Origin of the sequence: Streptomyces akebiae, assembly GCF_019599145.1 — a bacterium.
Classification (GTDB): domain Bacteria; phylum Actinomycetota; class Actinomycetes; order Streptomycetales; family Streptomycetaceae; genus Streptomyces; species Streptomyces akebiae.
This window is the reverse complement of sequence record NZ_CP080647.1, coordinates 6,258,890-6,284,038: the sequence shown is the minus strand read 5'-3', so window position 1 is coordinate 6,284,038 and position 25,149 is coordinate 6,258,890. Positions and strand designations below refer to the sequence as shown.

At 72.5% G+C, this 25,149-nt stretch carries 15 protein-coding genes; 9 read left to right on the top strand and 6 right to left on the bottom strand.

Annotated elements, in window-relative coordinates:
• Window positions 1-36: 36 nt before the first annotated feature.
• Together ftsX and ftsE are read right to left on the bottom strand one after the other, a co-directional pair.
• Window positions 37-954, bottom strand: a complete 918-nt coding sequence (gene ftsX, locus K1J60_RS27040; protein ID WP_220648460.1) for a permease-like cell division protein FtsX — start codon at window positions 952-954, stop codon at window positions 37-39.
• 34 nt (window positions 955-988) lie between these two features.
• A complete protein-coding gene (gene ftsE / locus K1J60_RS27035; RefSeq protein ID WP_009320785.1) occupies window positions 989-1,678 on the bottom strand; it encodes a cell division ATP-binding protein FtsE in 690 nt (229 codons plus the stop codon).
• A gap of 241 nt (window positions 1,679-1,919) precedes the next feature.
• Here ftsE and K1J60_RS27030 point away from each other — a divergent pair, with 241 nt between their 5' ends.
• Window positions 1,920-2,111: a hypothetical protein gene (locus K1J60_RS27030; protein ID WP_033524968.1), complete on the top strand. Its 192-nt coding sequence runs from the start codon at window positions 1,920-1,922 to the stop codon at window positions 2,109-2,111.
• 119 nt (window positions 2,112-2,230) lie between these two features.
• Here K1J60_RS27030 and K1J60_RS27025 read toward each other — a convergent pair whose 3' ends face one another.
• The 4 genes from K1J60_RS27025 to K1J60_RS27010 all read right to left on the bottom strand — a co-directional run bounded on the left by K1J60_RS27025 (window position 2,231) and on the right by K1J60_RS27010 (window position 7,955).
• Window positions 2,231-3,097 carry a hypothetical protein gene (locus K1J60_RS27025; RefSeq protein WP_220648459.1) on the bottom strand — a complete coding sequence of 289 codons (867 nt, stop codon included), beginning with the start codon at window positions 3,095-3,097 and terminating at the stop codon, window positions 2,231-2,233.
• A gap of 307 nt (window positions 3,098-3,404) precedes the next feature.
• Window positions 3,405-4,508: a peptide chain release factor 2 gene (prfB, locus tag K1J60_RS27020; RefSeq protein ID WP_216589659.1), complete on the bottom strand. Its 1,104-nt coding sequence runs from the start codon at window positions 4,506-4,508 to the stop codon at window positions 3,405-3,407.
• Window positions 4,509-4,733: 225 nt separating this feature from the next.
• Window positions 4,734-5,966, bottom strand: a complete 1,233-nt coding sequence (locus K1J60_RS27015) for a serine/threonine-protein kinase (RefSeq protein ID WP_220648458.1) — start codon at window positions 5,964-5,966, stop codon at window positions 4,734-4,736.
• A 252-nt stretch (window positions 5,967-6,218) separates the two neighbouring features.
• On the bottom strand, window positions 6,219-7,955 hold the full coding sequence (locus K1J60_RS27010; protein WP_220648457.1) for a serine/threonine-protein kinase: 1,737 nt from the start codon (window positions 7,953-7,955) through the stop codon (window positions 6,219-6,221).
• Window positions 7,956-8,461: 506 nt separating this feature from the next.
• Between K1J60_RS27010 and K1J60_RS27005 the strand changes: the two genes are divergently transcribed.
• The 8 genes from K1J60_RS27005 to K1J60_RS26970 all read left to right on the top strand — a co-directional run bounded on the left by K1J60_RS27005 (window position 8,462) and on the right by K1J60_RS26970 (window position 25,118).
• A complete protein-coding gene (locus K1J60_RS27005; protein ID WP_220651721.1) occupies window positions 8,462-12,622 on the top strand; it encodes an FHA domain-containing protein in 4,161 nt (1,386 codons plus the stop codon).
• Between the two features lie 335 nt (window positions 12,623-12,957).
• Complete coding sequence (locus K1J60_RS27000) at window positions 12,958-14,355, top strand: ABC transporter substrate-binding protein (RefSeq protein WP_259407933.1); 1,398 nt, start codon at window positions 12,958-12,960, stop codon at window positions 14,353-14,355.
• A 10-nt stretch (window positions 14,356-14,365) separates the two neighbouring features.
• Window positions 14,366-15,730: a carbohydrate ABC transporter permease gene (locus tag K1J60_RS26995; protein ID WP_259407932.1), complete on the top strand. Its 1,365-nt coding sequence runs from the start codon at window positions 14,366-14,368 to the stop codon at window positions 15,728-15,730.
• The gene (locus tag K1J60_RS26990; protein WP_220648455.1) at window positions 15,727-16,650 is read left to right on the top strand and encodes a carbohydrate ABC transporter permease; all 924 of its coding nucleotides are present in this window, start codon (window positions 15,727-15,729) and stop codon (window positions 16,648-16,650) included. Before K1J60_RS26995 ends, K1J60_RS26990 begins: the two co-directional genes overlap by 4 nt.
• 142 nt (window positions 16,651-16,792) lie before the next feature.
• Window positions 16,793-19,036, top strand: coding sequence for a bifunctional glycosyltransferase/CDP-glycerol:glycerophosphate glycerophosphotransferase (locus K1J60_RS26985; protein ID WP_259407931.1), 2,244 nt, complete (start codon window positions 16,793-16,795; stop codon window positions 19,034-19,036).
• A gap of 286 nt (window positions 19,037-19,322) precedes the next feature.
• Window positions 19,323-21,494, top strand: coding sequence for a bifunctional glycosyltransferase/CDP-glycerol:glycerophosphate glycerophosphotransferase (locus K1J60_RS26980; protein WP_220648453.1), 2,172 nt, complete (start codon window positions 19,323-19,325; stop codon window positions 21,492-21,494).
• A 4-nt stretch (window positions 21,495-21,498) separates the two neighbouring features.
• On the top strand, window positions 21,499-23,727 hold the full coding sequence (locus K1J60_RS26975; protein ID WP_220648452.1) for a bifunctional glycosyltransferase/CDP-glycerol:glycerophosphate glycerophosphotransferase: 2,229 nt from the start codon (window positions 21,499-21,501) through the stop codon (window positions 23,725-23,727).
• A complete protein-coding gene (locus tag K1J60_RS26970; RefSeq protein ID WP_220648451.1) occupies window positions 23,724-25,118 on the top strand; it encodes a hypothetical protein in 1,395 nt (464 codons plus the stop codon). The genes K1J60_RS26975 and K1J60_RS26970 overlap by 4 nt, the downstream gene beginning before the upstream one ends.
• Window positions 25,119-25,149: the final 31 nt, after the last annotated feature.

Sequence of the window (25,149 nt, the reverse complement as noted above, 5' to 3'; positions counted from 1 at the left end):
TACCGGCCCTTGCCGGTACGGCCCCAGGGGCATTGGTCACACCTTCAGGTACTTGCGCAGCGCGACGAACGCGGCCAACGCCGGCATCAGGAAGCTCACCGTGAGGATGAGCGGCAGCTTGATGAGGACCGCGTCCCAGCCGACGAAATTGATCAGGGGCAGGTTCTGGGACAGCGCCACTCCGTTGTCGATCACGAAGTACTGGCCGAGGCCCAGGAAGACGCAGGCGATCACTCCGCCGATGACACCGGCGACCGCCGCCTCCATGATGAACGGCGCCTGGATGTAGAAGCCCGAGGCGCCCACCAGCCGCATGATCCCGATCTCACGACGACGGCTGAACGCCGAGACACGCACGGTGTTGACGATCAGCAGCAGCGCCACGACCAGCATGACCGCCATCACACCGCGCGCCGCGAGGTTCAGGTAGCCGAGGAGCTTGAAGAGGTTGTCCAGGATGCCCTTCTGGTCCTGCACCGACTGGACACCGTCACGGCCGTTGAAGGCGCTCGCGATGACCTGGTACTTCTCCGGGTCCTTCAGCTTGATGCGGTACGACTCCTGCATCTGGTCCGGGGTGAGGCTGCTGGCCAGCGGGGAGTCGCCGAACTGCTCCTTGTAGTGCTTGTACGCCTCGTCCTGCGACTCGTGGGCGACGTTCTCGACGACCGCCATCTTGCCCAGGTCGGACTTGATCTGGTTCTTCTGCTCGGTCGTGACGGCGCCCTTGGCGCAGTTGGGGTCGGACTCCGCGTCGCTCTTGTTGCAGAGGAAGATCGACACGTTGACCTTGTCGTACCAGTAGCCCTTCATCTGGCTGACCTGGTCGCTCATCAGCAGTGAGCCGCCGAACAGGGCGAGGGAGAGGGCGACGGAGACGATGACCGCGAAGGTCATCGTGAGATTGCGGCGGAGACCGACACCGATCTCCGACAGGACGAACTGGGCGCGCATGGCGTCTCGATAGGCCTTTCCGTGGACGGGGCGGTCAGTGCTGGTAGCCGTAGACGCCGCGCGCCTGGTCGCGGACGAGGCGGCCCTTCTCCAGCTCGATGACGCGCTTGCGCATCTGGTCCACGATGTTCTGGTCGTGGGTCGCCATCACCACGGTCGTGCCCGTCCGGTTGATGCGGTCGAGCAGCTTCATGATGCCGACGGAGGTCTGGGGGTCGAGGTTGCCGGTGGGCTCGTCCGCGATGAGGAGCTTGGGCCGGTTCACGAAGGCCCGTGCGATGGCCACACGCTGCTGCTCACCACCCGACAGTTCGCCCGGCATCCGCTCCTCCTTGCCGCCGAGGCCGACCAGCTCCAGCACCTGGGGCACGGACTTGCGGATCTCGCCGCGCGACTTGCCGATGACCTCCTGCGCGAAGGCGACGTTCTCGCCGACCGTCTTGTTCGGCAGCAGCCGGAAGTCCTGGAAGACCGTCCCGAGCTGGCGGCGCATCTGCGGCACCTTCCAGTTGGACAGGCGCGCGAGATCCTTGCCCAGGACGTGCACCTGCCCCTGGCTGCACCGCTCCTCCCGGAGGATCAGCCGCAGGAACGTGGACTTTCCGGAGCCGGAGGATCCCACGAGGAACACGAACTCGCCCTTTTCCACCTCCAGGGAGACATCCCTGAGTGCGGGGCGGGTCTGCTTGGGGTAGACCTTGGACACGTTGTCGAATCGGATCACGGATGCACCACAAGCCGTCGGGGATGGATGGACGAGACTGTACCGTCCCCAGCACCGTGAGGGGCGCGGGGAACCGCGCGGCAAGCCCTCACCGGCCCGCGGCCGCGCCACAACCGCCCCCACCCCTTTCCGAGGCCCCCGCGCAACCTCCGGAGGAACCTGGCACAGTGGAGTAGAGGAACGGTCCGGTTCCGCGAAGCGTTGAGGTATGTGTGAGGCCATTGCAAGGAGGGCGAGGCGCATGACGTACGACCGGTTGGTGTGCGCGAACTGCGCGTCCCCCGTCGCCGAGGGCCGTTGCCATGTGTGCCGGGCCAGCCGCGAGCGGCTCCAGCAGGAGAACCCCTTCGCGGGCCTGAGCCCCATGACCCTGATCGCCCTCCTGGCGATCCTCATAGCGGCCGTGGCACTGCTGGCTCACCAGACGGCATAGGCATAGGGACGCCCGACGACACAGGGCGTGCGGGGGGACAGGACGTACGACGAAGGCCCGGGGCTGGCTGCCCCGGGCCTTCGTCGTACGTGTGCGGTGCTGTGTCCGACCGTCTACGGTCAGGCGGCGGCGCCGCGGCCGACCATCAGGCGCGGCAGCAGACGGAAGCCGATACCGCCGACGATCATCGTGGCGGCACCGACCAGCAGGAACGTGGTCTCGGCGGCACCGGTCTCGGCCAGCTCGCCGCTGCCGGCGCCCTGAGCCTCGGTCTCCGAGCCGGTGTCGGTGAGGGCCGAGGAGCCCTCCTGCTGGACGACCTCGTCGTTGCCGCCGTCGGGCTCGGTCCCACCGGAGGTGGAGCCGCCGTCGGTGGAGCCGCCGGAGGTGGAGGAACCGCCGGTGGAGTCCTCGTCACCGCCGGTGGTGCCGGTCGTACCCGTGGTGCCGGTGGTACCCGTGGTGCCGGTGGTACCCGTGGTGCCGGTCGTGCCCGTCGTACCGGTCGTACCGGTCGTACCGGTCGTGCCCGTGGTACCGGTCGTACCAGTGGTACCGGTCGTGCCCGTGGTACCCGTGGTGCCCGTGGTACCGGTCGTACCAGTCGTGCCCGTGGTACCGGTCGTACCAGTAGTACCGGTGGTACCGGTCGTGCCCGTCGTGCCGGTGTCGCCCGTGGTACCGGTCGTACCGATGGTGCCCGTCGTGCTGACGCTGCCGGTCGTGCCGGTGCTGGTGGTCTCGCCGGTCGTGGTCTCACCGGTCGTCTCGCCGGTGGTCGCACCGACGTTGGTGTTGCCCTCGGTGTCGTTGCCGGTCTGGACCGAGACATCGGCCTCGATGGAACCGCCGTCGTCGGTGCTGACGCCGACGCCGACACCGAGGTCCAGCGCGGAAGCGGCGCCCGCGGCGGTCAGCGACGCGCCGGCGGCGATCACGGCACCCGCGGCTATTCGCGCCACGCGGATCCGCGTCTTCTTCGTCATATGGCTGCTACCCCCAGTAGCTATCAGTAAATGGAGCAGCGCCCGGGGCCGCGATCAACGGGAGCAGTCGGTTGGGTCGAAGTCCCCCGGTTCACATGCGCCCCAGTAATGCGCATGCCATACGCCAGCTTCTCAGTTTTCCCAGCAACGTCAAGGTCGTTGCGTACGCGATGTCCCGTTCACCGCATTTGACCTCGTCACCAACATGTGAGTGTGACGTAAGACCCAGACATCCCCACACAGACAAGGCAACTGCCTTCCGGTGGAAGGCAGTTGCCTTGTCGACAAAGCGCCGAATTCGGCGGGCCTACTTCTCCTGCTGCTTGCGCCAGCGAATTCCGGCCTCCAGGAAGCCGTCGATCTCGCCATTGAACACGGCCTCGGGGTTGCCGACTTCGTGCTCGGTGCGGAGGTCCTTGACCATCTGGTACGGGTGCAGGACGTACGAACGCATCTGGTTGCCCCAGGAGCTGCCGCCGTCCTTGAGGGCGTCCATCTTGGCCCGCTCCTCCTGGCGCTGCCGCTCCAGCAGCTTCGCCTGGAGAACGTTCATCGCGGTGGCCTTGTTCTGGATCTGCGACCGCTCGTTCTGGCAGGAGACGACGATGCCGGTGGGAAGGTGGGTCAACCGCACCGCGGAGTCGGTGGTGTTGACGCCCTGGCCGCCGGGCCCGGACGACCGGTAGACGTCCACGCGCAGCTCGGACTCGTCGATCTCGATGTGGTCCGTCGTCTCGACCACGGGCAGGATCTCGACACCGGCGAAGGAGGTCTGCCGCCGTCCCTGGTTGTCGAACGGCGAGATACGGACGAGCCGGTGGGTGCCCTGCTCCACGGAGAGCGTGCCGTAGGCGTACGGCACCTGCACGGCGAAGGTGGTGGACTTGATGCCCGCCTCCTCCGCGTACGAGGTCTCGTACACCTCGGTCTTGTAGCCCTTCTGCTCCGCCCAGCGCAGGTACATCCGCTGCAGCTTCTCGGCGAAGTCGGCGGCGTCGACGCCACCGGCCTCGGCGCGGATGTTGACGAGGGCCTCACGGGAGTCGTACTCGCCGGACAGGAGGGTACGGACCTCCATCTCGTCCAGCGCCTTCCGGACGGAGGTCAGCTCCGACTCGGCCTCGGCGCGGGTGTCCGGGTCGTCCTCCTCCTCGGCCATCTCGAAGAGGACACCGAGGTCGTCGATCCGACCGCGCAGCGCCTCCGCCTTCCTGACCTCGGCCTGGAGGTGGGAGAGCTTGCTGGTGATCTTCTGCGCCTCGTCCGGGTTGTCCCACAGGGACGGCGCGGCCGCCTGCTCCTCGAGCACGGCGATGTCTGCCCTCAGCTTGTCGAGGTCCAAAACGGCCTCGATCGACTCCATGGTCGAGGAGAGGGACTTCAGCTCTTCGGATACATCGACGACTGCCACGCCCCCAGCCTAACGGCTCCGCCGGGTGACCATGGTGGGGCGCCCTCGGCCAGGGGGTGCAGCGGCGTTCGTGCAGCTGGTTCGCCTACGGGTGGGTGGGGGCCGGTCTCACAGGCCCCCACCTCGTCCCTCACCCTCCGACCACCACCCCCTCGTCCTCGGTTCTGGTCGGGTTGACGGCGTCGAAGAGGATCTTGTTGGAAGCGCGGTCGACATGGAACGACGTCACGGCGATGCCGGCGTGGAGTTCTTCATGTCCGGGGACCCGCCGCCCGAGTCGCCTTGCGATGTCGCCGCCCAGGTGCCCACACCCGCCGCGACCACCAGCGCGACCGCCGCGGCTCCGAGGGTGATCCGTCGGCGACGGGCCATCGCCCGACGGCGGGCCGAGCCCGGCCGGGGCGCCCCCGAGGCCCTGGGCACCCGCGCCGTCCCCCGGGCCCCGCCCGCCAGCTCGTCCGGCCCGGGCACCCTCATCGACGTGTGCGTGTCCCGGTTGGAGTCCGGCTTCGCCCCGGGGACCAGCGGTACGGCCCCTCGCCGCACCCGCTCCCTGGGCGCCACCGGCGCGGTCTGCCCCTCGGCCGGCTCCTCCGTCTCCGACCCGGGCTCGTCGACGTCCAGCGGTGGCATCCCGGCCAGCAGCGGCAACTGCTCCCGCAGCCGCGCACCCAGCTCCGACGCGCGCAGTCGCGAGGCCGGTGCCTTCGCCAGGCACTGGACGAGGAGCTGCCACAGTTCCTCGGGGATACCGGGGAGGGGAACCACGGTCTCGGTGACATGGCGGCGCAGCACGGCGCCGGGGTGGCCGCCGCCGAACGGGGTGAAGCCGGCCAGCAGTTCGTACAGCACGGTCGCGAGGGCGTAGATGTCCACGGCCGCGCGGGGCGGCAGGCCCTCGACGATCTCGGGGGCGAGATAGTCCGGGGTTCCGATGATCTTCGTGGCGCGGGTGCGCTGAGGAGAATCGATCAGCTTGGCGACGCCGAAGTCGGTGAGGAGGGCCGGGTGCGCGCCGCCGGGGCCCAGCGGGCCCTGCATGTCCAGCAGCACGTTCTCCGGCTTCACGTCCCGGTGGACGACGCCGACCGCGTGCGCCGCCGCCAGGCCGTCGGCGATGTCGGCCACTATGGCGACCGCGGCCTCGGGGGCCATGCGCCGCTCCCGGTCGAGGCGGGTGCGCAGATCCGTGCCCCGGACGAGGTCCATGACGAGGGCGAGGTCGTTGCCGTCGACGACGAGGTCGCGCACGGAGACCACGTTCGGGTGGTCGAGGCCCAGCAGCGCGGTGCGCTCCTGGACGAAGCGGCTGACGAGTTCCTGGTCGGACGAGAGGTCCTCGCGCAGCAGCTTGATGGCGACGGGGCCCTCCGGGCCCTCACCCAGCCACACCGTGCCGGCGCTGCCCCGCCCCAGAATCTGGTTCGCGGTGTACCGGCTTCCGATCTTCCGTCCCAAGACTGCTCCTACAGGCCGCGTGTTGGCGACAAAGCTACGCGCCCGGGGACCCAACCTTCACCGCCGAGGCGGAAATCACCCCTCAGATGTCGACAAGTCCCCAAGGAAGCCCCGCGGGCAGGAAAGACCACAGTCGTGCGGGCCTGGAGAGCACGGGGCGCGGCCCCGCTTCTCAGGGGCGCGGGGATGCGTGAGAAGCCCCACCGGAGCCGCACCCGCCGACGCGCCCGCACCCCCGAGCCATGAGGCGTGCTACTGCCCCGAGCCCCCGGAACCCGACCCGTTGTCCAGCTCGCCGATCCACTTGCCCACTTCGCCGACCCAGTCGGAGAGCTGAGCCCACCAGCTCTTGCCGGTGCCGACCCACTCCTGCAGCGGCGTGAACTCCCAGATCAGCCAGCCGCCGACGACGAGCAGGACGATCATGAACAGGCAGCCCTTGAGGCAGCCGAGCCCCGGGATGCGCATCGGGTTGGCGCTGCGCCTGCGCGGCTCACGGGGCGGCCGGGGCTCACGCTGGGGCCGGGGCGCCGGCTGCTGGGGCTGCGGCGCGGGCGCGTACCGCTCCGGCTGCCGGTGCTGCGGCTGTCGCGCGGGGGCGGGCGCGTACGGCTGTTGCTGCTGCGGATGGCCGTACCCGGGGCCGGGGCCGCCCTGCGCCGGGCGCTGCTGTCGGCGCGGCTGCTGGGGCTGTTGCGGGGGCTGCTGCGGACGGCCCGCCTGCCGCTGGGGGCGGCGGCGCAGCGGGTCCTCGCTGGGGTCGAGGTACTGGACCTGCGTCTGCTCGTTGCGGTCACGGGCCGCGCGGAGCTGGTTCTGCCAGGGGTGCGGCTGGTCGGGCGACTGCCCGCCTGGGTCGTGCGGCGGAACCGGCGGCATGACGGACGTCGGGTCGGCGCCGCCGGTGTGCGGGAGCACGGTGGTGGGGTCGCCCGAGCCCGCTGGGCCCGAGGTGTGCGGGAGGACGCTGGTCGCCGCATTGGGATCGTGACCGTCGTACGAGCCCGCGCCGTGCGGCAGCACCTGGGTCGGGTCGGCCGAGCCGAACGGCTCCGGGGCGCCCGGCACCCGCGCGGGCGCCGGGTCGGGGGCGAGGATGTGGCCCACGCCCTCGGCGGCCGCGATCTGCATGGAGTTCGCGTGCACGCCGACGCCCTCGGCGACGATGCGGAGCGCGCGGGCGAGGTTGACGGCGCTGGGCCGCTCGCGCGGGTTCTTGCGCAGGCAGCGCTCGATGACCGTCCACAGCGGGTCGGGGACGGTGGAGGGGCGGCGCGGTTCGGCGCTGAGGTGCTGGTGCAGCACTTCGAGCGCGGACTGGCCGTTGAACGGCGGGCGTCCGGTGACCAGTTCGTACATCAGGATGCCGGCGCCGTAGATGTCGACGGCGGACGTCTGCGGCTGGCCCTCGGCGGACTCGGGGGCGACGTACGCGGGCGTGCCGACGAACTCGCTGGTCCGGGTCAGGCCCGGGGAGTCGGCGAGACGGGCGATGCCGAAGTCCGTCAGCATCGGGTGCATCTCGCCGCCGTCTTGCTTGAGCAGGACGTTCGCGGGCTTCAGGTCGCGGTGGACGACGCCGTCGGCGTGGCTGGCGGCGAGCGCGTCGGCGATCTGGGCGGTGAGCAGGGCCGCGCCGACGGGCGAGAACGGGCCGTTCTCCCGGAGGTAGCGGTGCAGGTCGGGGCCTTCGATCAGGTCCATGACCAGGGCCAGCAGATCGCCCTCGACGACGAGGTCCCGCACGCGCACGATGTTCGGGTGGGTGAGCCGGAGCAGCACGGAGCGCTCCCGCAGGAACCGCATCACGATGTCCGCGTCGCTCGCGAGCTCCTCCTTGAGGACCTTGATCGCGACGGTCTCGCCGGGGTGACCGGGCACGGCCGCCTCGGCCCCGGCGGTCTCCCGCTGGCGGGCGCGCCAGACCGTGCCTGTGGCGCCGCGTCCAATCGGCTCCTCAAGGAGGTACTTACTGCCTACCGGCCGCACGTCATGCGCTCCCTGTTGCTTGCTTGCCTGGTCACGCCCTGGCCTCTCGCGGACGTTCCGACCACTGTAGTGCGGCCGTCCACGGGACCGGGCTGTTCACTTCCCGACTCTTCCTGCCCACTCTGTCCGCTTGCTGTGGCTTGAGTACGTACGGGTACCCGTATGCGTTCGGTGGAAAGACGCTCCCTCATGGGCGGTTGGTTGCCGTGCGGGGGTCTGTCGGGTTCCGGATGCGGACGTGACCGATCCCGAATGCGGCCGCGATACGGACGTGACCGATCTCAAGTGATCAAATGGCGGGCACTGGTCAGGCATTTTTGGGGGCAGAGCCGACCAATCAAGATCACTTGACGCTGGGCGGCGGGCGCTTCGTCAGTGGCAGGTGCGAGGATGCCTCCAGTACTGGCCGACGTGCCCGTGAAGCGGTGGGGGAAGTCTGCGGTGGGGACCGCGCAGTCTCGTCCTCGTGCTCGCGGGTGCCCGCGCGGAAGGGACCGCTGACGGCGATGCAGATCCGGCTGACCGTCGTAGACCCGCTGGGACCGCCCTCCGAGCCGCGAGGACGTGCCACGGCCTGCGACGTGCTGGTCACGGCGCCCGCCGGGACGGCCCTCGCCGCCGTGGCCTCGGGCCTCGCCTCCGCCGTCGGGGAGGGCGGTGCGGAGCGTCTGGAGCGCAGCCGGGAGGTCGGCGGCGGGCAGGTCGTGCTGTACGCCGGTGCCGAGCGCCTCGACACCCAGCGCTGCACCCTGGGCGAGCCGCCCCTCATCGACGGCGCGGTGCTCTCCCTGGGCGCCCCCTCCGAGCCGGGCCCCGAGGTCGACGAGGCCGCCGCACAGCTGCACGTGGTGGCCGGTCCCGACGCCGGCGGCGTCCATCTGCTGCACGGCGGCAGGATCCACATCGGCCGCTCCGCCGACGCCGACGTCCCGCTCGACGACCCGGACGTCTCCCGCCTCCACTGCGCGGTCACCCTCTCCACCGACGGCCGGGTCTCCGTGGTCGACCTCGGCTCCACCAACGGCACCACCCTCGACGGCGCGCGCGTCGGCGACCGCCCGGTCCGCCTGGCCCCGGGCGCGCTCCTGCGCATCGGCGAGTCCGCCCTCCTGCTGGCCTCGTCCTCGGGAGCGCGCGGGGTCGGTACGACACCCGACGGTGAGGGGCATGTCCGGATCGCGGTGGGGACAGGGACACCCGGGGGTGACAGCGGCTCCGGCTCCGGCTCCGGTGCTGACTCCGGCTCCGGCTCCGGCGGAGCGGCTCGTGGGGGTGCGGGAGCGCCGGGGGCCGAGGGTTCCGGGCACGGGCGTGTCGAGCGGCGGACGGTGCCGGGGCAGGGTGGGGTGCCCGGCATCGAGCGGACGACGGGGACGGCGGGGACGACAGGGACGACGGGGAGTGCGGGGTCCGGCACGGCCGGGGGTACGGGCCGAGGGGCCGCGCCCGGTGTCGGCCGAGGGCTCGTACACGAGGGTGTCGGCGAGGACGGCGGGGGCGCGCTCGGGGCGGAGGCCCATGACCGTCCCCGCGATGCCCACGATCCCGGCGGTGCCCCGGGCTCGCGCGGAGCAGGTGAGCCCGGCGGTTTCGGGCACGGCGGGTCCGGTGAGGGCCGCTTGGGTGACGGCGGTTTCGGGAACGGCGCCGAGGGCCCCGAGTCCGGTACGCGCAAGGGCACGCCCCTCCGGGGGACGGAGGTGCCGCGTGGGGTGCGCAAACGAGGTGGGCTCGGAGCCTGGGCACGGCGGCTGACCGGGGGGCGGGCGCAGTCGGGGGACGAGTACGACCCGTACGAGTACGACGCGGAGTACGACGAGGACGAGCGCGGGGCGCTGGCCTCGGTGCTCGCGGCGGCCGGGGAGCGGCTGCCGGAGACCTGGCCGGACCTCGCCGCGCTGCTGCTCACCGCGCTCGGGCCCGGCGCCCGGCTGTGGGAGCGGGGGCCGGGGCACCCGGAGGCGCTGACGGTGCGGCTCGGCACGACGGACCGGGCCGCGCCGGACGGATCCGGCCTGCTGCCGGCGGTGCCGGTGACCACCGGGCTGCGGGAGGTCGGCGCGCTGGGGCTGGCCGGACCGCGCCCCCGGCTGATGGGGCTGACCCGCGCGGTGGTGGCCCAGCTCGCCGCGCTGCACTCCCCCGACACCCTGGAACTGGTCCTGATCAGCGCGGACCGCGACCGTTCCGCCGAGGAGCGCACCACCGACTGGTCCTGGCTCGGCTGGCTCCCCCATCTCCGCCCCGCCCACGGCCAGGACTGCCGCCTCCTCCTCGCCTACGACCGCGAGCAGACGACGGCCCGGCTGGACGAGTTGCTCCGCCGCGTGGAGGACCACGCGGCGGACACGGCGGGCCGCGCGCCCGGGAGCACACCGGGCGCCGACGGCGGACGTACGACGACGGCCGGGTCGACGAGCCCGGCCGAGGGCGGCTCGGAGCGCCGGGGCGCGCGACGGCCGTCGTGGGCCCGGGAGGACGGACCGGCGGGCGGCGGCTTCGCGGGGCCCTACACGGTGGTGATCGTGGACGGGGACCCCGGGGGCGCGGATGTGCGCGAGGCCGTGGTGCGGCTGGCGTACGAGGGGCCCGTCGCCGGGATCCATGTCGTGTGCCTCGCCGAGACGGAGTCCGCCTCGCCCGCCTCACCGGTGACGGAGACGTACACGGCGGCCTGCGAGGTCTCCCCCGCGTTCCGCGCGTGCGGGGCCGTCGCCCTCCTCAGCGGTGACGTCGCCACGGCGCTGCGCCTGCTGCGCGTCACCTCCGCCGGGTACGGCGCGGTGAGCGGTTCCGGTGCGGCCGGTGCGACCGGTGCGACCGGTGCGGTGGGCACGGCGAGGACGGCGGATACGGCGGTGGGCCCCAGGTCCGGACGTGCGGGAGCGGGCCCGGTGTCGGGGCCGGTGTCGGGGCCGGTGTCCGGTGGGCCCGCCGGGCGTTCGGGAGCGGCGCACGTCGGTGCGGGCGGGCGAGGCGTGGACTCCGGTCCTCCGTCGCGGGAGCCCGTGGACCACGCGCGCGGTACGGCGTCCGACGCCTCGCCGGGTCGCCCCCGCCCCGACCACGTGGAGCGTCCCGGGCGGCCCGACCGCGCCGGCGGCTCCGCTCCGGCGGACTCCGCCGTGGTGAGCCGTACGCACATCGCCATCGACCTCTCGGGCAGCCCTCTCTCCGGTGCCGACGAGCGGGCGCATCCCGGCACCCGGAACCTTCCTCCGCTCGACGCGCGGGATGCGCCCGGCCTGCTGAACCAGGGCACGGTGGCCACGCTGGACGCGGTGTCGGCGGCGTGGGCGGAGCGGTTCGCACGGGCGCTGGCGCCGTTGCGGACGGACGGGGCGCCCGGCGACCGGCAGGCGCGGGTGTCGGCGCCGTTGCCGCAGTCGGCGCGGCTGCTGGACGAGCTGGGGCTCGCGCGGGCCACACCGGCGTCGCTGATGGCTCGCTGGGCCGACGCGGGCGACGACACGACGGCGCTCGGGGGGCGCGCCTGGGCCGTGCTCGGCGCCGGGCCGCGCGGGCCCGTCTCCGTGGACCTCGTCGCCGAGGGCCCCCACCTGCTGATCGAGGGACCGGTCGGCAGCGGCCGTACGGAGCTGTTGCGGGCGGTCGCCGCGTCGCTCGCCGCCGCCGAGCGGCCCGACCGGCTGGGCGTCGTCCTCGTCGACGGGCGGGACGGCGCCGCCGGTGCCGGCGGGGGCCGGGCCGGGGAAGGGCTCGGGGTCTGTACGGACCTGCCCCATGTGGGGACCCATCTGACGGCCAACGACCCTGTCCGGATGCGGGAGTTCGCCCAGTCCCTGATCGCCGAGCTGAAGCGACGCCACGAACTGCTCGGCGGGCTCGGGTTCGTGGAGTGGCACACGCGGCGTGAGGTCTCGGGCCGTATCGTCCCGCAGCGCTCGGCGACCTCGACGACGGCGACGGCGGCGACGACGACGGCGGCGGCGGGGTACGGGTCGGCGAAGTCCGCGGCCCCGGGGGCGGGACCCTCCGGGACGGGGGCGCCGGGGCGCGGGTCCGCGCAGGCGGCCGCATCGGCGGGGGCCGCCGACCTCGACTCGTCCTCCAGCTCCACCCTGCGGCTGCGGCCGAGCCGGAGGAACACCGAGCAGGACGGCAGGGGCGGGGCCGGGAAGAGCTGGGCCTCGGAACTCCCCCGGCTCGTCGTGATCGTCGACGACCTCGACGCGCTGCTGTCACCTCCCCTGGGTTCCACGGGGCGGCCGGCGGCGGGGTCGGTCGTCCGGGCCCTGGAGGCGGTGGCCCGGGAGGGCGAGCGGCTCGGGGTGCATCTCGTGGCCACGACCGGTGAGGGCGGGCCGAAGGGCGAGAGCGAGCTGGGCCGGGCGGCCGGCGGGCGGGTCGTGCTGAGCGCGCCGGTGCCGGGGCCCGACGAACCGGCGCCGGGGCGCGGTGAGTTGCGGGGCGAGGGGGGTCGTACGACCGCGTTCCAGGCGGGCCGGGTGACGGGGCGCATCCCGCGCACGGCCACCCTCCGGCCGACCGTCGTCCCGCTCGACTGGACGCGGATGGGCGACCCGCCCGCACGCCGTCCGGTACGGGAGTTGGGCAACGGCCCGACGGATCTGGCTCTGCTGGCCAGCGCGTTGGACCGCGCGGCCCGGGAGGTCTCGGCGGCGGGGGTACCGTCCCTGCTCTGATGGCCGCATGCCCAGCAGGGGGCGCGGGAAACCGCGCGGGGAACCGCGCGAGCGACCACAACGGACCGGCCACCCGCCACCGACGAGACGCCCCACGGCGCAGAGGCACCCCGGCCCCACGGCTCGCACGCACCGGGCCCCACGACGCGCACGCACCCGGCTCTCCAGGGCGGAGTCATGGTCACGACGCGGTCACGATCAAGACGTTGACACGGCAGGCGCTCTTGCCGCCCCCGAGCACCCGGCGTAGACCAGAGCGCACGGGACAGCGCTCTACGTTCGACGACGCACGGAGAACGGGGTCAGAGATGCGCAACATCCACCGCATTGGTCGCATGGTTCGCACACGCAAGCCCAATCCCCTTGGCAAGCCCACCCATCCCCCCACGTCCAGGGCCCTCGCGGTGCTCGCCGCAGGCGTCCTCGCCCTCTCCCTCACCGCGTGCGGCGGTGACGACGACAAGGGTGACGACGCCGGCACCGGCAACGACGGCGGCAACGAGGCCACCGTGGACCTCCCCAAGCTGGACGGCCAGAAGCTGGAGGTCGCGGCGGTCTTCACCGGCCCGGAGCTGGACAACTTCCAGAAGGTGCTGGACGAGTTCGAGAAACGCACCGGCGCCTCGGTGACGTTCGTGCCGACCGGCAACAACACCTCCACGTTCCTCGGTACGAAGATCGAGGGCGGCAAACCGCCGGACGTGGCGTTCCTGCCGCAGGTCGGCGTGTTGCACCAGTTCGCCGAGAAGGGCTGGGTGAAGCCGCTCGGCAGCGCGGCCCAGGCTCAGCTGGACAAGAACTTCTCGGACGGCTGGAAGGACCTCGGCGCGTACGAGGGCAAGCAGTACGGCGTCTACGCGAAGGCCGCCAACAAGTCCCTCGTCTGGTACAACACCGCCGCCTTCGAGGCGGCCGGGATCACCGAAGAGCCGAAGACCTGGGAGGAGTTCCTGCAGACGGCGCAGACGCTCTCCGACGCCGGCTCGCCCGCCGTCTCCATCGGCGGCGCCGACGGCTGGACGCTCACCGACTGGTTCGAGAACGTCTATCTGTCGCAGGCGGGACCGGAGAAGTACGACCAGCTGGCCAAGCACGAGATCAAGTGGACCGACCCCTCGGTGAAGGAAGCCCTCACCAAGCTCGCGGAGTTGTGGGGCAAGGACGAGCTGATCGCGGGCGGGGCGTCCGGCGCGCTGCAGACGGAGTACCCGAAGTCGATCACGCAGACCTTCACCGGGGACGCCCCGGCCGGCATGGTCTTCGAGGGTGACTTCGTGGCCGTCACCATCAACGGGGACACGGACGCCGAGATCGGCACGGACGCCAAGGTCTTCCCGTTCCCGGCGGTCGGCGACGAATCCCCCGTGGTCACCGGCGGCGACGCGGCCGTGGCACTGAAGGACGGCGAGGGCGCGCAGGCGCTGCTCACCTTCCTCGCCTCGACCGACGCGGCGGAGATCTGGGCGGCACAGGGCGGCTTCCTGTCTCCCAACAAGGAGATGGACCAGGGCAGTTACAAGGACGACGTGACCCGGGAGATCGCCAAGGCGCTGCTCGCGGCGGGTGACGACTTCCGCTTCGACATGTCCGACCAGGCCCCGGCGGCGTTCGGCGGCACCCAGGGCGTCGGTGAGTGGAAGGACCTTCAGGACTTCCTGAAGAACCCCGACGACGTGGCCGGTGCCCAGAAGCAGTTGGAGACCGACGCGGCCAAGGCCTACGGGAACGGCTGACGGCGACCTCATGTCGTCCCCCGTGACGAAGACGGCGGGGGGCGCCGGCGCGCTGCCGACGCCCCCCGCCGCACCGCGCAAGAGCGTGACGGGTACCCGGCTGTGGGTGGCGGTGCTGTTTCTGCTGCCCGCGCTGGTGCTGCTCGGCGCGCTCGTGGTCTACCCCATCGGGTACTCGGTCTGGCGGAGCCTGTTCGACGCGGACGGCTCGGGCTTCGTCGGCCTCGACAACTACGCGGAGATCTTCTCCGACGACTCCACCCTCGTCGCCGTACGCAACACCGCGATCTGGGTCGCGGTGGCCCCGGCCCTCGTCACCGCGCTCGGTCTGATCTTCGCGGTGCTGACCGAACGGGTGCGCTGGGGAACGGCGTTCAAGCTGATCGTCTTCATGCCGATGGCGATCTCGATGCTGGCCGCGGGCATCATCTTCCGGCTGGTGTACGAACAGGATCCGGACCAGGGCGTCGCCAACGCGGTCGTGACGTCCGTGCACGACGTGTTCGTGGACGAGTCCGTGTATCCGAAGGCACGGCCCAACGCGCAGGTCAGTGATCTACGGCCGTCCGGCGGCGGGGCGTTCACCACGGAAGGGGCCGTCCGGGCGGGCACCCCGGCGCTCCTTCCGCTCGTGGGCATCGCGCCGGGCCGGCTGCCCGGGGACGCGCAGGACGCGAAGACCCCCGGGGCCGGCGCCGGGAGCGGTGTCACCGGGACCGTCTGGCTGGACTTCCGGCTCGGGGGCGGTGGCGAGAAGGGGGCCGTCGACCCGGGTGAGAAGGCGCTGAAGGGCGTCGAGGTCGAGGCGGTGAAGGACGGCGAGGTCGTCGCCACCGCGACCAGCCGCTCCGACGGCACCTTCAGCCTGCCGGAATCCGCCGACGGGGCTCGGCTGAGGCTGCCCGGCTCGAACTTCGCGGCTCCCTACAACGGCATCGACTGGCTCGGCCCGGCCCTGGTCACCCCGGCCGTCATCGGGTCGTACGTCTGGATGTGGGCCGGCTTCGCGATGGTGCTGATCGCGGCCGGGCTGGCCGGGGTGGACCGCAATCTGCTCGAAGCGGCCCGGGTGGACGGGGCGAACGAGTGGCAGGTGTTCCGGAAGGTCACCGTGCCGCTGCTCGCGCCGGTCCTGGTGGTGGTCCTCGTCACGCTGATGATCAATGTGATGAAGGTGTTCGACCTCGTCTACATCATCGCGCCGCAGCCCACCCAGGACGAGGCCAACGTCCTGGCCCTCCAGCTCTATCTGGTGTCGTACGGCGGCGGGGGCGACTTCGGTCTCGGCAGCGCGATCGGTGTGGTCCTGCTGCTGCTCGTGCTGCCGGTGATGTGGGTCAACATCCGGCGTCTCAGGAAGGAGCGCCAGCGATGACGACTGTCGAAACCCCCGCCCCGGCCCCCGCGCCGGGGACTCCGGCGCACGAGGCGCCCGACGGCGCCAAGCGCTCCCTCGCCGCCCGGCTCGCGAGCGGCGCGGCGGGCGGCGCACTGCGTGTGTTCCTGCTCCTCGTGGCGCTGTTCTGGCTGGTGCCCACCTTCGGACTGCTGGTCTCGTCGTTCCGCGACCCGACCGACATCTCCACCTCCGGGTGGTGGAAGGTGTTCTCGGCCCCGGCCCAACTCACCACCAAGAGCTACGAGTCGCTGCTCGAGAACGACGGCATCACGGACGCCCTGTTCAACACGGTCTGGATCACGGTCCCGGCGACACTGCTGGTCGTCCTGATCGGCGCGATGGCCGGATACGCCTTCGCCTGGCTGGACTTCAAGGGCCGCGACTGGTGGTTCATGGGCGTGGTGGGGCTGCTGGTGGTGCCGGTGCAGGTGGCGCTGATCCCGTTGTCCGGGCTCTTCCGGGACCTCGGGATCTTCGGCGACATCATCGGTGTGGTCCTCTTCCACGTCGGCTTCGGACTGCCGTTCGCGATCTTCCTGTTGCGGAACTTCTTCGCGGAGATCCCGAGGGAGTTGCTGGAGGCGGCGCGGCTGGACGGAGCGGGCGAGGTACGGCTGTTCACGACGGTCGTCCTGCCGCTGGCCGCACCGGCGTTGGCCTCGCTCGGGATCTTCCAGTTCCTGTGGGTGTGGAACGACATGCTGGTCGCGCTGGTCTTCTCCAGCTCCGACTCCCAGCCGCTGACGGTCGCACTCCAGCAGCAGGTACGGCAGTTCGGCAGCAACATCGAGGTGTTGGCGCCCGGCGCGTTCATCTCGATGGTGATCCCACTGGCCGTGTTCTTCGCGTTCCAACGGCAGTTCGTGTCGGGGGTGATGGCGGGCGCCGTGAAGTGACGGCCGTCAACTGGGGGCGTGCGCACCGCGGAACGCATCCGTGCGCCCCCAACTCCCTTGAGAATCCCCCGTATGGAACACGCACCGTAACCAAATCATCCGATCGGCCGTTTCCGGGCAGTATGCCCGCGCCGACCCATGGATGTCCTCCTTGCCCAGGTTCAGTGTCATCGTTCCCGCGTACAAGGTTCAGGCGTACCTGCACGAATGCCTGGATTCTGTGCTGTCCCAGTCCTTCACCGACCTCGAACTGATCGTCGTCGACGACGCCTCGCCCGACGACTGCGGGGCCATCGCCGACGAGTTCGCGGCCCGCGACCCGCGCGTGCGGCGTACCGTGCGCCTGCGGGAGAACGCGGGGCCCGGCGCCGCTCGCAACACGGGAATGGAGTACGCCAGGGGCGACTACCTCCTCTTCCTCGACGGCGACGACACCTTCACACCGGGCGCGCTCCAGGCGATCGCCGACCGCGTCAAGGAGACCGGCGAACCGGACGTCCTCGTCCATGACTTCGCACGGGTCTCCTGGTCGGGCGAGCCGGTCCACGACGCACGTGACCGTCGGCTCACCGAACAGGGCCCTGCCCCGTTCCGGCTCGACGACCGCCCCGGCCTGCTCACCGTCCGCCCGGCGGCGTGGAACAAGGCGTACAAACGGGAGTTCGTCGAGGACCACGACTTCCGGTTCCCGCCCGGCATCTACGAGGACACGGCCTGGACGTACCCCGTCCTGATGGCGGCCGAGTCCGTCGCCACCCTCGACCGGGTCTGCGTCCACCACCGCCGGCGCCGCCACGGCAGCCTCCTCGGGGCGACTACGCACGGTCACTTCGACGTGTTCGAGCAGTACGACCGGGTGTTCGCCTACCTCGACGAGCGGCCGGAGCTGGCCCAGTGGCGTCCGGAGCTCTTCCGGCGCATGCTCGACCACCTCACCTCGGTGTTCTCCCGGCGCCACCGGCTGCCGCGCGAGGCGCGCGCCGAGTTCCTGCGCACGGTCCGCACGCACTGCGCCCGCTACCGCACCCCCGGCGCGCCCCTCCGCGCCCGCGCCCGGCTCCGGCACGCGCTCCTGCGGCTGGGCAGCCCGCGCCTCTACGGCGCCCTGTGGGCCGGAGCGCGGCTGGGCCGGGGCGTCGGACGTCTGGTGCGGGGCCTGGCCGGGCTGTTCCGCTCTGTCGGCCTGCGCCTCCACTACCGCGTCCAGCGTCTGCTCCCGCTGCGTGCGGACCGGGCGGTGTTCGCCGCGTACGGGGGCCGGGGCTACGAGTGCAGCCCGGCCGCGCTGGAGAACGCGTTCCGGACGTACGTCCCCGGGATGCGCACCTCGTGGGTCGCGCGCCCGGAGCACCACCACACGCTCCCGGTGGCGACCCGGCGGGTGCTGCCCGGCTCGATGGCGTACTGGACGGCGCTCGCCCGCTCCAAGTACCTGGTGAACAACGTCGACTTCGACAGGAGGCTGGTCAAGCGGCGCGGCCAGGTGCTGCTCCAGACCCAGCACGGCACCCCGCTCAAGCACATGGGGCTCGACCTGCGGGACCGGCCGGCGGCGGCGCGCGGCACCGACTTCGAGGACGTACTGCGCGGCAGCGACCAGTGGGACTACGTCCTGTCCGGCAACCGCCACTCCACGCTCGTCTGGGAACGGGTCTACCCCTCCCCGTTCACCACCCTCGAATACGGCTCGCCGCGCAACGACGTCTTCCTGAGGGCGAATTCGACGGACGTGGCCCGGGTGCGCGAACACCTCGGTGTGCCCGAGGGGGCGGTCGCCGTCCTGTACGCCCCGACGCACCGCGACTACCGGCACTCGCAGCGCGCCCATCTGGATCTGGAGCGGGTGCTGCGCAAACTCGGGCCGCGCTTCGTCGTCCTGGCCCGGGCGCATCACGTGTACGACTCCCCACTGAGCGATCTGGCGCACGGCCGGCTGCTGGACGTCACCGGGTACCCGAGCGTGGAGAACCTCTGCCTCGCCTCCGACGCGCTGATCACGGACTACTCGTCCCTGATGTTCGACTACGCCAACCTCGACCGGCCCATCGTGATCCACGCGGAGGACTGGGAGGCGTACGAGGCGGCGCGCGGTACGTACTTCGATCTGCGGTCGTGTGCGCCGGGGGCGGTCGCGCGCAGCGAGGACGAGCTGATCGACATCTTCGCGACGGGCCACTGGCGGGGGTCGCGGTCGGCGCAGTTGCGGGCGGCGTTCCGGGAGCGGTTCTGTCCGTACGACGACGGGCGGGCGGCGGAGCGGGTCGTGCGGCGGGTGGTGCTGGGTGAGCATGTGCCGCCGGGTGATGTCGTGCCGTTGGGGGATCGGCGGCCCGTTCCGTCTGCCGCGAGTGTGCGTGTGGGGGCGGACGATCTGCTGGGCACGTAGGCGTTTTCCTCGCCCCCGCCGCCCCTACCCGCCCCTCCCCCACTCTCGGCTTCGCTCGAGCGGGAGGTGCCCCCACCCAGGGGCTGCGCCCCTTTGACCCCCACCTGCCGGCCCGGTGGGGGCGGGTCGCGCAGTTCCCCGCGCCCCTTGAGGGCCTGCGGCCACTCAGGGGAGAAAAGCACGGGGCGCCGCCCCTGCTTTTCAGGGGCGCGGGGAACTGCGCGACCCGCCCCCAACCCACCCGCACCCGAACGACGCACCCGACGACGCACCCCGAAAGGAAAGAATGCCCCGCTTCAGCATCATCGTCCCCACGTACGGCGTGGAAGGGCGGCTGCCGCTCGCTCTGGAGTCGGTTCTCGGTCAGCCGTTCGGTGATTTCGAGCTGATTCCGGTGCACGAGGCGGCGGCAGGCTCACCGGCCGGGGCGATCAGCGCCGCGTACGCCGTCAGGGACACCCGCGTCGCCCCGGTCGAGTCGCCGCCGGCGGGCGGGCTGAGCGCCGCCCGCAACGCGGGACTGGCCGCGGCGCACGGGACGTACGTCCTCTTCCTGGACGGGGACGACACGCTCGCGCCGGGCGCGCTGCGGGCGATCGCGGACCGGCTCGACGAGACGGACGACCCGGACGTCCTGCGCTTCGCGCACGAACGAACGCACTGGTGGGAGGGCGCCACGACCGTCGTGCGCCCGTCCGGACGCCTGGACGCCCCCGCGTGGAGCGCGGCCTACCGGCGGGATTTCCTCGGCGAACGCCAACTCATCTTCCCCATCGGTCATTTCACCGACCTCGGCTGGAACGGCCTGGTCGCCCTCGCCGCCGACCGCACGGCCGAACTGCGGGACACGGTCTGCGTACGCCATCTGCTGCGCCGACAGGGCAGCCGCCTGTACGCGCCCGGCGAGAGCCATCTGGAACTCCTCGACCAGGTGGAGCTGGTGCTCGCGCGGGCCGCGGCCGGGCAGGGGCTGTCGGAGGCGCTGTTCGGGCAGCTCTTCGCGATCGTGCTGCGGAGTCTCGCGCACCCGGAGCTGCTGCCCGCCCACCACCGCCGCGCCTTCTTCCGCCGCGCCGGCCACCTCTACGGCCTCCACCGCCCGACCGGCCTCCAGCTGCCCGCCGGTCACCTCGGGCTCCAGCACCGCCTGCTGGCGAACGGCTCGTACGCCGGGTTCCGGGGCCTGCACGCCGCCCGACGGGCCGCCACCGGAGCCCTGGCCGCGCTCCCCCGCCCCCGCACGCCCCTGGCCCGCGCCCTGTACGCCGTCCAGCGCCGTCTGCCGCTGGACCGGAACCTCGCCGTGTACCGCGCGCACCGGGGCCGTGGCGTCGGCGGCGACCTCACCGCCCTCCACGCGAAGGTCCGCGAACTCGTCCCCCGGGTCCGCTCGGTGTTCCTCGTCGCGGCCGACGCGGTGGACCGGGTCCCGCAGGGCGCGGAGCACGCCGTCCTCGGCACCCCGCGTGCCTGGCGGATGCTGGCCCGCGCCACGTACGTCGTCGACGACGCCGCCTTCGCCGACACGGTCGTCAAGCGTTCCGGGAGCGTCCACCTGCGGATCCAGCGCGGCACGCCGCTGAAGGCGACGGGCCTGGACCGGTCCGCGTATCCGGTGGTGGCCGCCGGATCCGACGGTGTCGCCGGTTCGGCCGCTCTCCTCGGGCGCGTGGACCGCTGGGACTTCGTCCTCTCCGCCAACCGGCACTCCACCGAGACCTGGGAGCGGGCCCTGCCCGGGAGGTACGAACAGCTGGAGTACGGCTGTCCGCGCAACGACGTCCTCTGCGCGGCGACGGCCGAGGACGTGGCGCGCGCCCGGCGCGCACTGGGCGTGCCCGAGGGCAGGAAGGCCCTCCTCTACGCCCCCACCCACCGCGGACACGCCCCCGGCCACGAGACGCGGTTCGACCTGGAGGCGTTCTGCGAGGCGGTGGGCGAGGAGTTCGTGGTGCTGCTGCGGGCGCACCACCGCTCCGCCGTCGGCGCCCCTCGCGGCAGCGGCGGGCGGATCATCGACGTCACCGCGCACCCTTCCGTCGAGGAGGTCTGTCTCGCGGCCGACGCGCTGATCACCGACTACTCGTCCCTGATGTTCGACTACGCCCACCTCGACCGGCCCCTGGTGATCCTCGCGGACGACTGGGAGGTGTTCCGGGAGACCCGGGGCGTCTGCTTCGATCTGCCGGCCGCGCCGCCCGGTCATGTGGCGTGCACCGAAAGGGAGTTGGCGGAGCTGTTCCGGGACGGCTCCTACGCGGACGTGGAGGCCGACGCGCTGCGGGCGGTCTTCCGGGAGCGGTTCTGCCAGTTCGACGACGGACGGGCGGCGGAGCGGGTCGTACGGCGGGTGTTCCTCGGTGAGCGGCCGGAGGCACTGCCGCCGGTCGTGCCGCTCGCCGGGCGCACCCCGGCCCCGGCCCCGACGGCGACCGCCGCGACCCTCGTGAGGAGCTGAGGACATGCCCCGTTTCAGTGTCGTCGTCCCCGTCTTCGAGGTCCGGGGCCATCTGCGCGAGTGTCTCGACTCGGCCCTGGAGCAGTCGTACGGGGACGTGGAGGTGATCGCCGTCGACGACTGCTCACCGGACGGCGGCGGCGAGATCCTCGACGCGTACGCCGCCCGCGATCCGCGGGTACGGGTGCTGCACCTGCCCGCGAACGTGGGACCGGGCCGCGCCCGCAACGCCGGACTGCCGTACGCCGGCGGTGACTTCGTCCTCTTCCTCGACGGTGACGACACGCTCGCGCCGGGCGCCCTGCGCGCGCTGGCGGACCGGCTGGACGAGGCCGGGGACCCCGATGTGCTGGTCTTCGACCACGCCCGCACGTACTGGTGGGGCGAGACGCGCCGCGACGCCCACGCGCACCTGCTGAGCGCGGCGGGCGAGGGCACCTTCACCCTCGCGGAGCGTCCGGAGATCCTCGGCCTGCCGACGGTCGTGTGGAACAAGGCGTACCGGCGTGAGTTCCTGGAGGCGCACAGCTTCCGGTTCCCGCCGGGCCACTACGAGGACACGGCCTGGACGTTCCCGGTGCTGCTCGGCGCCGGGCGGATCGCCACGCTGGACCGGATCTGTGTGTCCTACCGGCAGCGGCCTCGGGGCACCCTCCTGTCCACCACCGGCCGGGGGCACTTCGATGTGCACGACCAGTACGAGCGGGTCTTCGCCCATCTGAACTCCCGCCCCGACCTGGCGAGTTGGCGTACCCGGGTGCGGAACGCGATGGCGGGCCACTGCCTGGACATCCTCGCCGCGCCGGACCGGGTGCCGTCCGGCGACCAGGCCGAGTTCTTCCGGCGGACGGCGGCGCTGTACCGGAAGCACCGGTCGGGCGACGACTCCCCGGCCCCCGCGTACCGGGTGTTGGAGGGCGGCTGGGCCGCCTACCGCGCCCGGCGGTGCGCGGTCCGCGCCCGTACCGCGCTCGGCGTACGCGGGGAGCGGCTGTGGGCGGCCGGCGCCGAGTGGGTCGGGCGGGGCTGGTCGCTGGCGCACGAGCGGTTGCCGCTGGACCCGAATCTGGCCCTGTACTCGGCGTTCTCCCATCGCGGGGTGCTGGGGGACCCGGCGGCGGTGTACCAGGCCGCCCGGGAGTTCGCGCCGCACGTCCGGGGGGTGTGGGTGGTGCGGCCGGAGCGGGTGGCGGCGCTGCCGCCGGGCGTGGAGTACGTGACGCCGGGCTCGCCCGAGTATCTGCGGCTGGCCGCGCGGGCGACGTACTTCGTCGGCAACGCCGACTGGCCGGGCGCCCTCACCAAGCGGCCGGGCAGCGTGCACGTCCACACCCACCAGGGGACCCCGCTCAAGTTCATGGGCGCCGACCTGCTGCACAAACCGGGTGCCCGGCTCGGCGTGGACGTGCCGGAGCTGCTGCGGCGGGCCGACCGCTGGGACCACAGCCTCGTCGCCAACCGCCACTCCGAGCTGGTGTGGAGCAGGGCGTACCCGTGCGGTTTCACCTCGCTGCGGACCGGCAGCCCGCGCAACGACGTCCTCGTCAACGCCGGGCCGGGCAGCGGCGCGGCGGTCCGTGAGCGGCTGGGCGTCCCGGCCGGGCACACGGTCGTGCTGTACGCGCCCACACCCCGCGACTACCGGCGCGGCGGCCACGTCGAACGCCTCGACCTCGCCCGGTTCGCCGCGGACCTGCGGCGCAGCCTGGGCGAGGCGCTCACCCTCGTGGTCCGGCTGCATCCGTCGCTCGTGGACGGCCCGGCGCGCGGGTTCGGGCTCGCCGAGCTGCACCGGCGGGGTGTCGTCGTGGACGCGACCGACGAACCGCATGTGGAGGAGCTGATGCTCGCCTCGGACGTCCTGGTCACGGACTACTCGGCCCTGATGGTCGACTACGCCAACCTGGACCGTCCGATCGTCGTCCACGCCGACGACCTCGACGCCTTCGCCGCGAGCCGGGGCATGTACGTCGACCTCACCGCCGACCCGCCCGGCCATGTCTCGCGCTCCTACCGGGAGCTCGCCTGGCTGTTCGACTCCGGACAGTGGCGGGACAGGGAGTCGGCGCGGCTGCGGGCGGGATTCCGGGAGCGGTACTGCGAGTTCGACGACGGGCGGGCGTCCGAGCGGGTCGTACGGGCCCTGATGCTGGGCGAGACGGCGGGCACGGTGCCGGCGCCCCGACCGAGCCCGTCCTCGACGGCTGCCGCCGCCTTCCCGCTGTCGTCATGAGGGCTCCCACGGTCGACGGGCGGGCGCGGGGCTTCGCGACGCGCGCGCGGGCGTGGGTGCTGCTGCTCGCCGCCGTCTTCGCGCTGCTCCAGCTGGCGAGCGTCACCGGGCGCGCGACCCCCGACACCAAGAACTACGTCTCGTACGCCCTCACGCTGGGCGGCGCCGGCGTGCGCGAGTCGGCGGCCGGGACCATCGACCACTACTGCGGGAGCCGGGCGGCGGCGGCCGAGCGGAAGCAGCGCGTGGACGTGGTGCGGTTCCGCGCGCCGAGCCCGGCCGCGCGGGTGGCCGAGGAGTGCCGGCGGGAGCTGTGGCGCAGGGTGGACCGGCGGCTGGCGGCCGGGCAGTCGGGCGTCCCCATCGCGCCGTTCACCTCGGAGCGGTTCCTGCGGATCTTCGAGGTGCGGCCCGGGTACCCGGTTCTGCTGGCCCCGTTCGTCGCGGTGTTCGGGGTCCTGTGGGGTGTGTGGCTGGCGAGCGTGCTGATCGCGACGGCCGGGGGCGTCCTCGCCTTCCTGGTCCTGCGTGCCGTACGCGCGCCGGTCCCCGTCGCCCTCACCGGACAGGCCCTCTACTACGTTCTCCCCTGCGGCGCGACCGCCATGCGGCCCATGACCGAGGGTGTGCTGCTGGCCCTGACGCTGACGGCGCTCTGGGGGTGCGCCCTGGCGGGGGAGGGTCGGGTGCGGGCGGGGGTGCTGCTGGTCGCCGGTTCCCTGGCGGCGCTGTTCACGGTGAAGCACTCGCAGGCGCTGTTCCTGGGGGTGTGTCTGACGGGGGCGTGCGTGGTGGTGGCCGCGCGGCACGGACTCGGTGGTGAACGGCGCGCACGCGGTGGTGAACGGGCGGGGCGCGGGCCCGGCGAGGTGGGGCCGCGGGCGGACGAGCCGTGGGGGCAGGCCGTCGAGCCATGGGTGCGGGCCGTCGAGCCGTGGCTCCTGGCGGTCGGGACCGTGTCCGCGTGCGCGGTGGTGGGTACGCCGGCGCTCGCCGCCCTGCTGCACTACCCGGCGTCCGCGGAAAGCCTTCAGGACCTGCTCACCGATCACTTCACGCGCCCCGACCGGGCCCGGCCGTGGCCGGAGTTCCTGCGCCTGGAAGCGAACTTCTGGGCGGAGTGGGGTCGTCGGCAGCTGACCCAGCCGCTGTTCCTCGCCGCACTGGTGGCGGGCGCGTGGGGCGCGCTGCGCCGGCGGCCGGTGTTCGGCTGGTTCGTGCTCGCGGCCGCGGGCACGGGGATCCTCAACCAGGCCGGGCATCCGGACATCACCATCTGGGGCGACCGGCTGATCGTCGTGGCGTGGCTGCTGCCGGTACTGGGGCTGCCGCTGCTGCTGGAGCGGATCACCACCACCCGCGACTCACTCGATGTGGTGACCGCGAGCTGAGCCGTTGACCCGTGCGGTAATACCGGGAATA